A 15,642-nucleotide genomic window follows, 5' to 3' on the forward strand; every position below is an offset into this window, starting at 1 on the left:
TCAGGAGCAACAGATGTTCAAACCCCACAAGCTGGCCATCATGGTGACCGCCCTGCTTGGTCTTTATGGCTGCAACGCAAACGATGACACCACCGACGATGCGCGCCCCGACAACCCCTTGCAGGTGCTGCAATATGTCGATCCCCTGATCGGCACCGATGGGCTGGGCAATGTCAATCCGGCCCCCGTCATGCCGGAAGGGATGATCCAGCCGGGCCCGGATAACTGGAACCCGGCCAACTGGAATGGCAAGGGCTCCCCTTCCGACTACCACCACCATCTGGCCAAGCTTTCCGGCTTCAGCAGCACCCATATCTCGGGGGCTGGCAAGGGGGATCTCAATGATTTCGCCTTCTTGCCCTTCACCGGCAGCAATACCAACCCGGTCACCATCAACAAGCCGAGCGAGCTGTCGGAGGTGGGCTATTACAAAGCCGATCTGGTGGAGACCGGCATCAAGGCCGAACTCACCGCCACCCAGCGGGTCGCCTTCCACCGTTACAGCTATCCGGCGGGGGAAGATCGCAAAGTCCAGCTCGATCTGCAGCACGAGCTGCTGGAGCAGTACGGTAACCACTCCCGCAACATTTACTTCAAGCGGGTGAGCGATAACGCCATTGCCGGGGCCAGAACCAGCAACGAGTGGGGGCAGTGGCAAACGGTCTTTTTCTACGCCGAATTTTCCGAGCCGTTTGTGGAGCAGACCCTCTATGTCGATGGCAAACTGAGCAGCGACACCGAGGTGGGGCTGGCCGATTACATCGGGTATGGCGAAACCCGGCCCCGGGTGCGGGATGTGGTGACCCAGCTCAACTTTGCCAAAGGGGAGCAGCCCATCACCATGAAGATGGCGATCTCGGGCACCGGCATTGAGGGGGCCATGACCAACCTGCGTGCCGATGAACATGGCTACCGCTTCGATCAGGTCGTGCAGGAGAACAAGCAGGCATGGGCGAACGTGCTCAATAAATTCACCCTGGAGGGGGGGAGTGATGCCGACAAGACGCTCTTTTACACCTCCCTCTATCGCACCTACATCGCCCCCTTCGTCTATCAGGATGTGGATGGCCACTATCGTGGGATGGATGGCAAGGTGCATCAGGCCAAGCCGGGCTTTACCAACTACTCGGTCTACTCCATGTGGGACACCTTCCGCGCCGCCCACCCGTTGAAGACCATCATCGAAAAAGATCGCGCCATCGACTATGTGCACGACCTGCTCAACAAATATAAAACCGGCGGCATCATGCCCAAATGGGAGCTGCACTCCGACTATACCGGCGAGATGGTCGGCTACCCGGCGGTCTCCATCATCGCCGACGTCATCGTCAAATACCCGGGTGAGTTTTCGCCAGAAGAGATAAAGCTGGCGCTGCAGGCGGCCAACGTCTCCGCCAACTTTGACCTCGAATTGACCAAATCCTGGGTGCCCTATCAGGATCCCTGGAACGGCGACAAACGCTTCACCGTGATGACCCGTCACGGCCAGTATGCCGAGCAGCACGGCTATGTCCCCGCCAACGTCAAACTCAAGCCGGAAGAGGGGGGCATGGCGCAGGACAAGTACGATGAGCTGGTCAACGAGTCCGTTTCCTACGGAGTCGAGAATGCCTACTACGACTGGTGCATCGCCCAGCTGGCCCGACTGGCGGGCGACAAATCCGCCGAGAACCGCTATCTGGCCCGGGCCACCACCTGGCGCGCCTATTTTGATTACAACCCGGCACAATATGGCAAATATGGTTCGACCGGCTTTATGCGCCCCAAAAATTACGATGGTAGCTGGGTCAACAACTACCCCTCCTGCGCCATCGACAAAAACGGCGACCCGGTTACGCCACCACAAGGTTGCGACATCAACGACAGCAGCCGTTATGACACCTTCTGGCCCTATCGTGCCGAGCACCGGGGACAGGACTTTACCGAAGGCAACACCTGGCAGTGGAGCTGGTTTGTTCCCCACGATATCGAGGGGCTCAAAGAGGCGATGGGGGGCGAGGAGGGATTCCGGAAAAATCTGGATGCCCTCTTCACCGCCAACTCCAACGCCGATACCTCGCAGGGGGATATGACCGGCTATATCGGGCAGTTCGTGATGGGTAACGAGCCGGATCACCATGTCCCCTACCTCTATAACTGGACCAAGGAGCCGTGGAAAACCCAGGAGTATGTGGATCAGGCGGTGCGCAGCTTCTTCCACCCGACCACCACCGGCCTGATTGGCAATGAGGACGTGGGGCAAATGTCGGCCTGGTACATCATGAGTGCGCTTGGCTTCTATCAGGTCACGCCGGGGCTCCCGGTCTACACCATAGGTCGGCCGCTGTTTGACAAGGTGACGATGGATATTGATGGCGGGAAATTCACCGTGATCGCCGAAAACAATGGCCCCAAAAATATCTATGTGGAATCCGTCACCATCAATGGCAAACCGTTGGGGGAAAACCTGACGTTCAACCACAGCGATATTCGGGCAGGCGGTGAGTTGAAATTTATCATGACGGCGCAAAAACCGACCCGCTCAGATAATAAATAACCATCATCCATTGCCAATATATGTTCAGGCCCAAAGCTTCCTTTGGGCCTCTTTTTGGCTGGGCTCACAAAAACACTCAAAAAATATAACGTTCTGTATCACATGATACGCGGATCACAAACAGACAGCCTTGTCACAAAAGTCTAGTGAATGACACTTTTTTACTCTGTCGATGAAACTGGGGGCATGGGAATAATAGCAGTCGCCGGGGTCAATGCCACCGAGCCTGAATATTGCTCAGGCACCACTCCGGCATCAGAAAAATAGATCCTGACTGCTCACCCCCTACCCGATGGAGCCGTTCCATATGTTCAAGAAAAATATTCTGGCCATTACCCTGACCAGCACCGTAGCCATGTTATCCGGCTGCGATTCAGATAACAGCAACGCCAATAACGACGATCAAAAGCCAACGCCAACCAATGTGTTGCAATACGTGAATCCATTTGTTGGCACTGGCTTTAACGGTCACACCTTTCCCGGCCCCGTGGTACCGGAAGGGATGGTGCAGCTCTCGCCGGATACCGAACTGATAGGGTGGCACTCCTCCTCCGGCTATCACTTCGATAAAGATACCCTGTTCGGCTTCTCTCACACCCACCTCTCGGGCACCGGCATGGGGGGACTGGGGGATATTCTGTTCCTGCCCTTTACCGAAGATAAATCCAAATACATCGAGCAGAGCGATGATTACCGCAAAGCCATCTCGGTCAAAATGGACAAAAAGTCCGAGCAAGCCGAGCCTGGCTACTATACGGTGCGCATCGCCGACAATGGCATCAAGGCAGAGTTGACCGCCTCCGAGCGGGTGGGTTTTCACCGCTACACCTATCCGCAGGGCCAACCACAACGGCTGAAGATCGATTTGAACTCGATCCTCAACAGCGACTGGGGCTCGAGTTCGCTTCGCAACAAACTCACCGTCAGTGAAGATGGCTACACCATCACCGGTGAGCGGGATGCCGCCCACTTCTCCGGCTGGGCAAAAAACCAGAAGATCTTCTTCTATGCGACCTTCGACAAGAAGATCAAAGGGGTCTACATCCTCGCCGGGGGTGTCCCGGTAGAGGGGTTGAGCGCCGAGCACAAGGCCAAATCCAAAGCCGATGTCACCGCCTACGTCGAGTTTGAAGAGGGGGGTTCTGCCCAGCTCAATGCCAAAGTCGCCCTCTCGGCGGTCGATGCCAACGGCGCCCGGAACAACTTCAAGGCTGAAGGGGACATCTCCTTTGACCAGGCCCGCGCCAACGCCCGCGAGAAGTGGGCCAACGCCCTCAATTTCACCATCGAGGGGGGCAGCAAGGAGCAAAACGAGATCTTCTACACCGCCCTCTACCACACCAAGATCGCCCCCATCGTCCATCAGGATGTGGATGGCAGCTTCCGCGGCATGGGCAAAGGGGCGCAGGCCAAGGGGGAAGGCAGCTACTCAATCTATTACGGTCAGGCGAGCGAAGAGCAGCCCAACTTCTCGGTCTACTCACTGTGGGACACCCAGCGCGCGCTGCACCCGCTTAAAACCATCACCGAGCCCACCCGCGCCGTGCAATATGCCAAGAACCTGATCCAGAAGTATCTGGAGAGCGGCCTGCTGCCCAAGTGGGAGCATCTGGGGGATGAGACCGGCACCATGGTGGGCTATCCGGCGGTGGTGGTGATTGCCGACGCCATCACCAAATACCCCGATGCCTTCACCGCGCAGGAGAAAAATCTGGCGCTCAAGGCCGCCATCGACTCCTCCACCTATGACAACTACCCGGCGCTGGCCGCCGAGTGGGACAAGGCGGTGCTGGACAAGACCCTGACCAACCACATCGACTACATCGAGAAGAACGGCTTTGCCCCGGCGGTGCAGCGGATCAACGGTCAGCCTGTCTTCACTGACTACACCCTCGAGTCAGTCTCCTACGGTCTGGAAAACGCCTTCTACGACTGGGCCATCTCCCGGATCGCCAAGGCGGCCGGCAACCCGGCGGCAGAGGCGCGCTATCTGGCTCGTTCGAACGGCTACCAGCGCTACTTCGATCACAATACGGCCGAATATACCCAGTACGGGGTGACCGGGTTCATGCGTCCGGTGATGATCGATGGCACCTTCATGACGCCGTTTGATCCCTATGGCACCGAACATGAGACCGGCAACTATACCGAGGGCAACGCCTGGCAGTGGACCTGGTTTGTCCCCCATGACATTAAGGGGCTGAAAACCGCGATGGGCGGGGAAGCGGCCTTCAAGCAGAATCTGGATGCCACCTTCGCCGCCGAGAGTCAGGGATCGGAGACCGCTGACATGACCGGGATGCTGGGGCAGGTAGCCTTTGGCAACGAACCTTCTCACCATATCCCCTACCTCTACAACTGGACCTCGGAGCCGTGGAAAACCCAGGAGAAGGTCGATTACATCCTCCACACCATGTACACCAACACCCCGGCAGGCATCATAGGTAACGAGGATGTGGGCGCCATGTCTGCCTGGTATGTGATGTCATCACTCGGCTTCTATCAGGTGAATGCGGCAGATGCCGTCTACACCATCGGCCGTCCGCTGTTTGCCAAAGCGACCATCCCGGTCAAGGGGGGAACCTTCACCATCATCGCCGATAACAACAGTGAGAAGAACCGCTATGTCCAGTCGGTCACCATCAATGGCAAACCGCTCAAGGATGGTCTCTTCTTCGAGCACAAGGAGTTTGTGCCGGGGGGCAACCTCCACTTTGTGATGAGCGATACCCCGCCACAGAAGTGATCCCGATAGCATAAAGGTGACATCCATCCCCGACAGGACAAATGTCACTTTGTGATACTGCACGGCTCACCCCGGATGAATAGCAATTTGCTAATCAGGGGTGAGCCGTCTCATTTTCAAGGATGTGGCATCCATCGCACTTTTTGCGCCAAATGGCGCAAAACAGCTGATAAAAAGGGTATTACCGCTGCACACAACCTCTTTCTCGCCATCTTTTGATGACCATCACATCTCGCCGTGAATTAAACACAACCAGCTATTGAGTCACCAATCAACACTTTGAGAGCTGGATCACACCGGCAGAACCATGCAACAAAAATCCAGTTATTGCTACATTCATCGCCTGTCCAACCCCACCCGAGAGGGCAATAATGACACCAATTCACAACGCATGACTTAGCCCTGACGGGAAAGGAGAGTGAGATGTTACCCACCATGACCAACGGCAGACTCATCTGCCTTGAGTTGAAGGCCACCAGCAAGGAGGCCCTGTTCGACGAGATGGCACAGATGCTGGCGCGCGATGGCGCCGTGTCTGATCAACAGCAATTTGTCAAAGATGTCTGGGCCCGCGAGCAGCTGGACTGCACCGGTTTCGAGCAAGGTGTCGCCCTGCCCCATGCCAAGAGCAAGGCCGTCAGCCGCCCTGCCATTGCCATCGGTGTCAGCCGCCAAGGTATCGAGTACGGCGCCGAAGATGGCAAGCCGACCCAGCTGATCTTCATGATCGCCTCCCCGGATGGCGGCGCCAACCACCACATCGAAGTGCTGGCCGAGCTCTCTACCCGTCTGCTGGAGCCGGGCTTTATCGAGCAGATGAAGGCCGCCACCACCGTTGAGCAAGCGCTGACACTGCTCAAACAAGGCCCGAAAGAGCAAAAGCCGACCCCGGCCGCCAAACCGGCTGCCACTGCCCCGGCTGCCCCCGAAGAGCGCACCTTCAAGGATCGCCTCAACACCATGAAGCAGCATCTGCTGTTTGGTACCTCCCACATGATCCCCTTCATCGTGGCGGGTGGTGTCCTGCTGTCGCTGTCGGTGATGCTGAGCGGCAAGGGTGCCGTGCCGGAAGCGGGCTTCCTCAAAGACATGGCTACCATGGGTATCGCCGGTCTGACCCTGTTTACCGCCGTACTGGGTGGCTACATCGCCTACTCGCTGGCTGACAAACCGGGCCTGGCCCCGGGTATGATCGGCTCCTGGATTGCCGTTCAGCACTATCAAACCGGTTTCCTCGGCGCCATTCTGGTGGGCTTTATCGCCGGTTTCGTGGTCAATCAGCTAAAACGGATCAAGCTGCCTGACTCCATGACCTCCCTCGGTTCCATCTTCATCTATCCGCTGATCGGTACCTTCCTGGTGTGTGGCATCGTGATGTGGGGGATCGGTGCCCCGATCGCCGCCATGATGGAAGGGATGAACCACTGGCTCTCCAGCATGGCGGGCTCCGGTAAAGTGATGCTGGGTGCCATTCTGGGTGGTATGACTGCCTTCGATATGGGCGGCCCGGTCAACAAGGTTGCTACCCTGTTTGCCCAGACTCAGGTCAACACCCAACCCTGGCTGATGGGTGGTGTCGGTATCGCCATCTGTGTACCGCCGCTGGGTATGGCACTGGCCACCTTCATGTCTCCGAAGCGTTACAAGAAAGAGGAGCGTGAATCCGGTAAAGCAGCCGCCATCATGGGCATGATCGGTATCAGTGAAGGCGCCATCCCGTTCGCCGCTGCTGACCCCGTACGTGTTATCCCGGCCATCGTCGCAGGCGGTATCGTCGGCAACATCACCGGCTTCATGATGCACAGTATCAACCACGCCCCCTGGGGTGGCTGGATTGTCCTGCCGGTTGTTGAAGGCAAGATGGGTTACATCCTGGGTACCATCCTCGGCGCCCTGACCACTGCCATCATCGTCAACCTGCTGAAGAAACCGGTCACCGAAGAAGATACCGTCACCACTCCGGAAGCCGACTACCAGGCTATCGAAGCGGAAGGTGAAGCTGACATTCTGGCCATCACTGCCTGCCCGTCCGGTGTGGCTCACACCTTCCTGGCCGCCAAGAGCCTGCAGAAGGCCGCAGCCAAGCAGGGGATCAAGATCAAGGTCGAGACCCAGGGCGCCAACGGCATCATCAACCGCATCACCGCCAAGGATGTCGCCAACGCACGCTACGTTATCTTCGCTCACGATGTGGCCATCAAATACCGCGAACGCTTCAAGGATATCGAGATCATCGATGTGAAAACCAAAGAGGCGATTCACAATCCGGACGGTCTGCTGGCCCGCACTCAAGGCGACCAGACTCACGCCGCCTGATAGCAGCCAGACCCACTCGCAACAAGGGGCCCATCACGGGCCCCTTTCGTTATCTGCCAACTAACCGCACATCATCCATCTAGACAACTCATTGATTTAAAACATATTAACCAGTCACATCACCGTTTTTGGCGAGTCGTCACAATTTTTGAACGTTTAAAAAAACAGCAATTGAAGTACTGATCCGATCTCAGGTCAAATGGCTCCGCCTACTAAACTGGAGCATCACAAAAATGATAAAAATCAATAAATTGGTTCTGGCTATTGCCCTCACCCTCAGCGCGAGTCCCTTGCTGGCAGCCCACTGGGAGTGTGGTGAACACGTACGCGATGGCATCCCCTCCGAATCGGATCAACTGTTGTGCCGTGAAGGGTATGCCGCAGGCTACAACTATCAAAACAAGGTGTCTGACTGGGTCTCCTACCAGATGACCGATAAGAGTGCACAGGGCAAGGTCAAGCGCAAAAATGCCTTCGCCGAAGACAAGGAGATCCAGTACGAATTTCGGGCTACCCTCGCCGACTACAAAGAGACAGACAAGAATGGCCTTCGCTATGACCGCGGCCATCAGGCCCCCGCTGCCGACATGGCAGCCACCAACATCACCATGAAACAGAGCTTCCTGCTGAGCAACATGACCCCGCAACTCCCCGAACTCAACCAGAAGGCGTGGCGCGTGCTGGAAGAGAAGACCCGCAAATGGGCCATTGCCCGCAAGGATATCCAGGTGATCACCGGCCCCATCTTTTATGGCTCGGAAGACTCAATAGGTAATGGCGTCAGGATCCCGAGCGAATACTTCAAGATCGTGCTGGATCATAACAACATGGAGGCCATTGCCTTTATCCTGCCGCAAGAGAATATCCCCCCCAGTGAGATCGCCAACTACCGGGTCTCGGTGCACGAGGTGGAGGAAAAGACCAACCTCGACTTCTTCAGCGACCTGTCACAGGAACAGCAGGATGAGCTGGAAGCCGATGTCTCTCCGATGTGGGAATAACCGCCAAGACAGATAGATAGATGTTGCCTCAATCTATCTTGTAAACAGATAGATCGAGACCTCCGCAGGGGGGGATCACCCGCCCCCTGCCCTTTTCTGGCGCCTTCCGCGGCGCGTTTTCATCCCCCGACGACCCTCCCGACTCACAGTTTGCCGCCCCGATAGCTGGTATATTGCCCCCTCTTTGGCACTAACAGACTGAATTGACGCACTTTTGCCTTGTCGCATCGGCCCGCAAACCGGTGCGCCACCGCGCGATTCAGCCCGACAGAGGAATCACCGGATGAAACAGACCCTTCTCGCCCTGACCCTGAGCAGCCTGCTGGCCCTCTCTCCCCTCGCCCTGCAGGCCGCCGAGAGCTCGATGCAGATGGAGCACGACCTCAATACCCTGGTGAGCAAACGCCAGGCGGTAGACATGCTGCTCGGCGAAGCGCTGCAGATCTACAAGTCGCCAGCCAAAATTTCCCACGCCGGTTTTACCGCCAAGATGCCGAGCAATATGGCGCTGGTGACCGAGCGGCTGCTGGCCGCCTACCAGCTCGAGCCCTACCGCACCGACCTGCTGATCTCGGCGGCCAACGCCCAGATCTACAACGGCAACCTGAGCCGCGCCATCACCTTGCTGGAGCAGGCGCAGGCCGTCGCCCCCGATGATCTCGACATCAACAGCTATCTCGCCATCTGGCAGCTGGTGAAGGGTAACAAGGAGGCCTCCCGCAGCTATCTGGCGAAAGTAGCGGATCGCAACAGTGGCCGCGCCGCCGATCTGGAGGAGATCATCGCCCGGGTGCAGCGGGTGACCACCACGGCGCTGCAGACCGAACTGACCGGGGATCAGCTCAAGGCCACCCAGGAGGGCAAGCGCGCCATCGTCACCCTGGGCTACGCCCTCAATCCCGACGGCACCATGGACAAGATCCTGCTGGGCCGCCTGCAAACCACTCTGGCGCTGGCCAAGGCCGACCCGGAGGCGCTGCTCATCCTGACTGGCGGCGTGCCGCAGAACCGCCAGACCGAGGGCAAGCTGATGGCGGACTGGCTGGCCAACCACGGCATCGACCGCAGCCGCCTCATCGAGGAGAACTACGCCACCAGCACGGTGGATAACGCCCTCTACAGCGCCTATGCCCTCGCCCGCCACCAGATCGACTATGCGGTGCTGGTGAGCTCCGCCAGCCATGTGCGCCGGGGTCAGACGGTGCTGGAAATCGCCTGCGACCAGATTGGCCCGGCCAACATCAAGGTGGTGAGCGTCAGCTACCCCGACAAACCCCTCGAGGAGCTGGCCACCCCGAGCGAGAGCGAGCTGCTCGGCATCTACCGCGATGCCCTGCGCACCTACGGCATGTGGAGCTACCGCTCGGCCCCGCTGATTGAGCGTTGATCAGCCGGGTTCACACTGCACCAGCCGTGATAGACCATAAAACCCGCCAATCTGGCGGGTTTTAGCATTGCCACAAACGGCTTGCGTTTTACCGCTATCGCTCATAGCCCCGTCTTTTGTCTGATAAAGCGAGGTGGCCATACCTCCATTTATCGGGCGTTCTCTCTCAGCGAGAAATATATTCAGACGACGTTTCCCAGCTGATGAATATCGACTTCAATTATTGGGATATATAAATAAACGCATTGATTTACCGCTCTTTTTCTAAGAACCATTGCTCACCATAACAATATTTTCGTTATTTCATTGTCAGACCGATAAATGGGAAAACGGCTATTCCACACCCCTGACAACGGAATAGCATCATGATAAGAAAAGGATATTCTCTCTGGCTGGCGGCCCTCTCTCTCCTCAGCCTGCAGGCCCACGCCGTCGAGGTGACAGTGGCCTATCAGACCTCCGCCGAACCGGCCAAGGTGGCCCAGGCCGACAACACCTTTGCCCGCAACAGTGGCGCCACGGTCAAGTGGCTCAAGTTCGACAGCGGCGCCAGCGTGGTGCGGGCACTCGCCTCCGGCGACGTGCAGATCGGCAACATCGGTTCCAGCCCGCTGGCGGTGGCCGCCAGCCAGCAGGTGCCCATCGAGGTGTTCCTGCTCGCCTCCAGACTCGGCAATTCGGAGGCGCTGGTGGTCAAACCGGATCTCGCCTCCCCCAAGGCTCTGGCTGGCAAACGCATCGCCGTGCCCTTTACCTCCACCACCCACTACAGCCTGCTGGCCGCCCTCAGACACTGGGGGGTGGATCCGGCCAGCCTGCAGATAGTGAATCTGCAACCACCGGCCATCATCGCCGCTTGGCAACGGGGTGACATCGATGGAGCCTACGTCTGGGCGCCAGCCCTCAATGAACTGACCCGGGAGGGCAAGGTGCTGACCGACTCGGCCCAGGTGGGGGAATGGGGCGCGCCCACCCTCGATGTGTGGGTGGTCCGCAAGGAGTTCGCCAAGGCTCACCCCGAGGTGGTGCAGGCCTTCGTCGACAGCACCCTGGCAGCCCAACGCGGCTATCTGGACAACCCGGCAGGCTGGCTGGCACAACCGGACAACCTCGCCAAGCTGGCAAAACTGAGCGGTGTACCGGCCACGGACGTGCCCGGACTGGTCAAAGGCAACACCTACCTGACTGCCCGGCAGCAGAGCGACGAGCTCGCCGCGCTGGTGAACCGGACCATAGTGGACACGGCCCGCTTCCTCAAGGAGCAGGGCAAGGTGCAGAGCGCTGGCAGCGATTACAGCCAGTACGTGACCGACCGTTTCGTCAAGACCCAGGCCCGCTGAATGGCGCCAAGTAACCAGGAGGCTGCCATGCTGCAACTCACCCACCTTTGCGCCGACTACGACGGCAAACGGGTGCTCGACAACATCAACCTCACGCTGGAAGCGGGGGAGCTGATGGTGGTACTCGGCCCCTCCGGCTGCGGCAAGACCACTCTGCTCAACCTGATCGCCGGCTTTCTCACCCACCATCAGGGCCAGATCAGCCTGCAAGGCAAGCCGGTGACCGGCCCCGGCGCCGAGCGGGGGGTGGTGTTCCAGCACGAGGGACTGCTGCCCTGGCGCAACGTGCTGGACAACGTGGCCTTCGGGCTACAGCTGGCTGGTCTGCCCCGCCCGGAACGCGAAGCAAGGGCCCTGTCCATGCTGCGCAAGGTGGGGCTGGAGGAGGCCCATGCCAAACCCATCTGGCAGCTCTCCGGCGGCCAGCGCCAGCGGGTCGGCATCGCCCGGGCGCTGGCCACCCAGCCGCAACTGCTGCTGCTCGACGAGCCCTTCGGCGCTCTCGACGCATTTACCCGCGAGCAGATGCAGACCCTGCTGTTGCGCCTGTGGCATGAGCAGCGCCGCCAGGTGCTGCTCATCACCCACGACATCGAGGAGGCGGTATTCATGGCTACCGAACTGGTACTGCTCTCCCCCGCCCCGGGCCGGATCACCGAGCGGCTGACCCTGAATTTTGGCCGCCGCTTCGCCGCCGGAGAGTCGTGCCGCAGCATCAAGTCGGATCCGGCCTTCATCGAGCAGCGTGAATACGTGCTCGGCCGGGTCTTCGCCGAACGGGAGGTGTTTGCATGACGGCCGCCCTCTCATCCCCGGCACTCCCCGCCAAGGTGCGCCTGCGCTGGCCCCTGTCACACCGGCTTGGCGTGAGCCTGCTTAGTCTGACCACCCTGCTGACCCTCTGGTGGCTGGTGGCGCACCTTGGCTGGATAAGCCCACTGTTTTTGCCGCCCCCCGAGCAGGTGTTGCGCCAATTGATCACCATCGCCGGGCCGCAGGGCTTCATGGATGCCACCCTGTGGCAACACCTCGCGGCCAGCTTGCAACGCATCCTGATCGCGCTGACGGCGGCGGCCCTGTGCGGGGTCACGGTGGGAATTGCCATGGGGCTGAACCCCACAGTGCGCGGCATGCTGGATCCGCTGATCGAGCTCTACCGGCCGGTACCGCCGCTCGCCTATCTGCCGCTCATGGTGATCTGGTTTGGCATAGGCGAGACCTCAAAGGTGCTGCTCATCTATCTCGCCATCTTCGCGCCGGTGGCCATGGCAACCCTGGCGGGGGTGCAGAGCGCCCAGCAGGTGCGGCTGCGGGCCGCCCAGGCGCTGGGCGCCACCCGCTGGCAAGTGTTATGGCACGTCATCCTGCCCGGCGCCCTGCCGGAAATTTTGACCGGGCTGCGCATCGGGCTCGGGGTCGGCTGGTCCACCCTGGTGGCAGCCGAACTCATCGCCGCCACCCGTGGCGTGGGCTTTATGGTGCAATCCGCCGGCGAGTTTCTCGCCACCGACGTGGTGCTGGCGGGCATTCTGGTGATCGCGCTGATCGCCTTCATTCTGGAACTTGGTTTACGTGCGCTGCAGCGTCGCCTGACGCCGTGGCATGGAGAAGGACTATGAGCAATACCCTGCAAATTACCCCCCTTGGCCCCCACATCGGCGCTGAGGTCAGCGGCATCCAACTGGCTGAGCCTTTGCGCGAAAGCCACTTCGAGCAGCTCCATCAGGCCCTGTTGAGCCATCAGGTGCTGTTCTTTCGGGATCAGCCCATCACCCCTCTGGCCCAACGGGCGCTGGCCAACCGCTTCGGCGATCTGCACATCCATCCCGTCTATCCCCATGCGCCCGAGGCCGAAGAGATCATCGTGCTCGACACCCACGACGAGAATCCACCGGACAACGACAACTGGCACACCGATGTGACCTTCATCGAGACGCCCCCGGCGCTGGCCATTCTGGCCGCCAAGCAGTTGCCGCCGGTCGGCGGAGACACCCTGTGGGCCAGCGGCATCGCCGCCTTCGAGGGGCTCTCCCCAAGGCTGCAACAGCTGCTGGCGGGACTGGAGGCCGAACACGACTTCAGCAAGTCATTCCCGGCCCATCGCCACAACGGTAGCCCGGAGGAGTACGGACGCTGGCAGGAGGCGGTGGCCCGCCATCCTCCCTTGCGCCACCCGGTGATCCGCACCCATCCCCTCAGTGGCCGTCAGGCGCTGTTCGTCAATGAAGGGTTCACCACCCGCCTGCCCGACTTGCCGAGGCAAGAGAGCGAGGCGCTGCTCACCTTCCTGTTCCGCCATATCACCAAGCCCGAGTATCAGGTGCGCTGGCGCTGGCGGGAGCACGACATCGCCATCTGGGATAACCGGGTCACCCAGCACTACGCCAACGCCGACTATCTGCCAGCCCGGCGCATCATGCATCGGGCGACCGTGCTCGGTGACAGACCATTCTGGCGCGCCTCTTGACGCCCAACAATGAAAGAGGGAGGCATCATGCCTCCCTCCCTTTTCGCGCGATTCACCGCACTAGCTGGCGATAAAGCCCTGCGAGGGGCCCGCTTTGGGATCGTCACCGAAGCGGTTCGGCCCCTGCTGACCGTTGCAGACCATAAAGTAGATAAGCACCAGGGTGCCGATAATGGGGATAAGCCCAATCAGCAGCCACCAGCCGCTGCGGTCGGTGTCGTGCAGGCGACGGGCCGCTACCGCCAGCGATGGCAGCAATACCGCCAGCGAGTAGATGGAGCTGATCAGTTCGTTGTCGCCGCCAATCAGTTTGTCCACCATGCCAAGCAACAGCATGACGATGATGTTGCACAGCACGAACATCCAGTATTCGGTGCGGCGAGCCCGCCCGCTAAATACTGCATATTGCTTGAGGACCGAGATATACCAGTTCATTGCGCCTCCGGACTGTTTTCAAAAACAAGTAGTTGCAGATCCGAACCGAGCTTAGCGCGATCAGTGCCAGCCGTCGATGACCAGCAGCTCCAGATCCCGGCGACTGATGCGCTTGCTGTCCACCTTGACATAGACGGAGCGCTCGGACGCGGCAAGCAGCACGTCGCTCACCCCGTCGCAGGCGCGGATCTTCTGCTCCAGCGCCCCGTTGGCCTCCACCCCGTCCGGCAGCACGATGCGCAGGCTGCTCACGTAAGGGGGCTCCTGCATGGTGAGGCTGACCCCGAGCCAGACCAGCGCCAGCGCGGCGCAGCCGCCAAATACCAGCGCTGCACCACCCTGGCTGTAGAGCAGACCGCCGAGGCTGCCGCCAATGGCCACCCCGATAAACTGGCTGGTGGAGTAGATCCCCATGGCGGTGCCCTTGTAGCCGGGGGGCGACTCCTTGCTGATAAGGGATGGCAGCAGCGCCTCCATCACGTTGAAACCGATAAAGAAGATCTGCAAGCCGGCGAGCAGGCCCCACAGTTGCAGCCCGCTTTGCCAGAGCACCAGCTCGGCGATGAGCATCACCAGCACGCAGATCTGGAACACAAGCTTCATCTTTCTGCGCTTCTCGGCATAGATGATGAACGGCACCACGCTGACGAAGGCGATCAGCATGGTGACCAGATAGGCCTGCCACTGGCTGTCGCGGGGCAAACCGGCGCGCTCCAGCAGCGGCGGCAGCGCCACGAAGCTCGACATCAGCAAGGTGTGTACGCAGAGGATGCCGAAGTTGAGTTTGAGCAGGCGCGGGTTGGTCAGCACTGTGCGCATCCCCCCTTTCACCATGCCGGACTCGCGATTGAGCAGGTGGTCGCTCGGGGTCGGCACCAGCCAGAGGGTGACGGCGATGCCCGCCAGCGCCAGCAGGGCGATCAGCCAGAACAGGCCGGAGAGCCCCAGCGCGTGGGTAATGAGGGGGCCGGTCACCATGGCGATGGCGAAAGTGATGCCAAAGCTCACCCCGATAAAAGCCATCGCCTTGGTGCGGTTCTGCTCGCGGGTGAGATCAGACAAGAGTGCCATCACGGCGGCGGAGATGGCGCCACTCCCCTGCAGGGCGCGGCCGAGGATGACCCCCCAGATGGTGTGGGTCAGCGCCGCGATCACGCTGCCGAGGGCAAACATCAGCAGGCCGCCGACGATGAGGGGCTTGCGGCCCACCTTGTCGGAGAGCAGACCAAACGGGATCTGGAACAGCGCCTGGGTCATGCCGTAGATGCCGATGGCAAGGCCAATCAACGCCTCGGAGGCCCCCGCGAGAGACATGCCATAGGTGGTCAGCACCGGCAGCACCATAAACATGCCGAGCATGCGCAACGAGAAGACGGAGCCGAGCGCCCAGGTGGCACGGCGCTCGCCCCTGGTC

11 protein-coding genes are annotated in these 15,642 nt (G+C 59.9%); 9 read left to right on the plus strand and 2 right to left on the minus strand.

Going from position 1 to position 15,642, the window contains the following annotated elements; translation table 11 throughout:
* The first annotated feature begins 13 nt into the window (after nt 1-13).
* The 9 genes from LD28_RS0101400 (at nt 14) to tauD (ending at nt 13,793) form a co-directional block, all read left to right on the plus strand.
* On the plus strand, nt 14-2,536 hold the full coding sequence (locus LD28_RS0101400; RefSeq protein ID WP_033135251.1) for a GH92 family glycosyl hydrolase: 2,523 nt from the start codon (nt 14-16) through the stop codon (nt 2,534-2,536).
* A 307-nt stretch (nt 2,537-2,843) separates the two neighbouring features.
* Nucleotides 2,844-5,282: a GH92 family glycosyl hydrolase gene (locus tag LD28_RS0101405; RefSeq protein ID WP_033135252.1), complete on the plus strand. Its 2,439-nt coding sequence runs from the start codon at nt 2,844-2,846 to the stop codon at nt 5,280-5,282.
* A 423-nt stretch (nt 5,283-5,705) separates the two neighbouring features.
* Entirely contained in the window at nt 5,706-7,598 is a 1,893-nt protein-coding gene (locus tag LD28_RS0101410; protein ID WP_033135253.1) for a PTS fructose transporter subunit EIIC, read from the plus strand.
* A 233-nt stretch (nt 7,599-7,831) separates the two neighbouring features.
* Nucleotides 7,832-8,599: a DNA/RNA non-specific endonuclease gene (locus tag LD28_RS0101415; protein WP_033135254.1), complete on the plus strand. Its 768-nt coding sequence runs from the start codon at nt 7,832-7,834 to the stop codon at nt 8,597-8,599.
* Between the two features lie 283 nt (nt 8,600-8,882).
* Entirely contained in the window at nt 8,883-9,986 is a 1,104-nt protein-coding gene (locus LD28_RS0101420; protein WP_033135255.1) for a YdcF family protein, read from the plus strand.
* A gap of 365 nt (nt 9,987-10,351) precedes the next feature.
* Nucleotides 10,352-11,326 (plus strand): taurine ABC transporter substrate-binding protein, encoded by a 975-nt coding sequence (gene tauA / locus LD28_RS0101425; RefSeq protein ID WP_033135256.1) that lies wholly within the window; start codon nt 10,352-10,354, stop codon nt 11,324-11,326.
* Between the two features lie 27 nt (nt 11,327-11,353).
* Nucleotides 11,354-12,121 carry a taurine ABC transporter ATP-binding subunit gene (gene tauB / locus LD28_RS0101430; RefSeq protein ID WP_033135257.1) on the plus strand — a complete coding sequence of 256 codons (768 nt, stop codon included), beginning with the start codon at nt 11,354-11,356 and terminating at the stop codon, nt 12,119-12,121.
* Complete coding sequence (tauC, locus tag LD28_RS0101435; RefSeq protein WP_033135258.1) at nt 12,118-12,945, plus strand: taurine ABC transporter permease TauC; 828 nt, start codon at nt 12,118-12,120, stop codon at nt 12,943-12,945. The genes tauB and tauC overlap by 4 nt, the downstream gene beginning before the upstream one ends.
* Nucleotides 12,942-13,793 (plus strand): taurine dioxygenase, encoded by an 852-nt coding sequence (gene tauD / locus LD28_RS0101440; protein WP_033135259.1) that lies wholly within the window; start codon nt 12,942-12,944, stop codon nt 13,791-13,793. The genes tauC and tauD overlap by 4 nt, the downstream gene beginning before the upstream one ends.
* Nucleotides 13,794-13,853: 60 nt before the next feature.
* Here the strand turns inward: tauD and LD28_RS0101445 are convergent, their stop codons facing one another.
* Together LD28_RS0101445 and LD28_RS0101450 are read right to left on the minus strand one after the other, a co-directional pair.
* Nucleotides 13,854-14,228: a DUF805 domain-containing protein gene (locus tag LD28_RS0101445; protein ID WP_033135260.1), complete on the minus strand. Its 375-nt coding sequence runs from the start codon at nt 14,226-14,228 to the stop codon at nt 13,854-13,856.
* A 60-nt stretch (nt 14,229-14,288) separates the two neighbouring features.
* The coding region (locus tag LD28_RS0101450) for an MFS transporter (protein WP_033135261.1) at nt 14,289-15,642 on the minus strand (1,354 nt) is incomplete at its 5' end.

The organism is Aeromonas finlandensis (assembly GCF_000764645.1).
In the GTDB taxonomy this organism is placed as follows: domain Bacteria; phylum Pseudomonadota; class Gammaproteobacteria; order Enterobacterales; family Aeromonadaceae; genus Aeromonas; species Aeromonas finlandensis.

Excerpts from the sequence above, each read along its gene's own strand:
- LD28_RS0101400 (WP_033135251.1), top strand. The coding sequence starts at position 14 with ATGTTCAAACCCCACAAGCTGGCCATCATGGTGACCGCCCTGCTTGGT.
- LD28_RS0101405 (WP_033135252.1), top strand. The coding sequence starts at position 2,844 with ATGTTCAAGAAAAATATTCTGGCCATTACCCTGACCAGCACCGTAGCC.
- LD28_RS0101410 (WP_033135253.1), top strand. The coding sequence starts at position 5,706 with ATGTTACCCACCATGACCAACGGCAGACTCATCTGCCTTGAGTTGAAG.
- LD28_RS0101415 (WP_033135254.1), top strand. The coding sequence starts at position 7,832 with ATGATAAAAATCAATAAATTGGTTCTGGCTATTGCCCTCACCCTCAGC.
- LD28_RS0101420 (WP_033135255.1), top strand. The coding sequence starts at position 8,883 with ATGAAACAGACCCTTCTCGCCCTGACCCTGAGCAGCCTGCTGGCCCTC.
- tauA (WP_033135256.1), top strand. The coding sequence starts at position 10,352 with ATGATAAGAAAAGGATATTCTCTCTGGCTGGCGGCCCTCTCTCTCCTC.
- tauB (WP_033135257.1), top strand. The coding sequence starts at position 11,354 with ATGCTGCAACTCACCCACCTTTGCGCCGACTACGACGGCAAACGGGTG.
- tauC (WP_033135258.1), top strand. The coding sequence starts at position 12,118 with ATGACGGCCGCCCTCTCATCCCCGGCACTCCCCGCCAAGGTGCGCCTG.
- tauD (WP_033135259.1), top strand. The coding sequence starts at position 12,942 with ATGAGCAATACCCTGCAAATTACCCCCCTTGGCCCCCACATCGGCGCT.
- LD28_RS0101445 (WP_033135260.1), bottom strand. The coding sequence starts at position 14,228 with ATGAACTGGTATATCTCGGTCCTCAAGCAATATGCAGTATTTAGCGGG.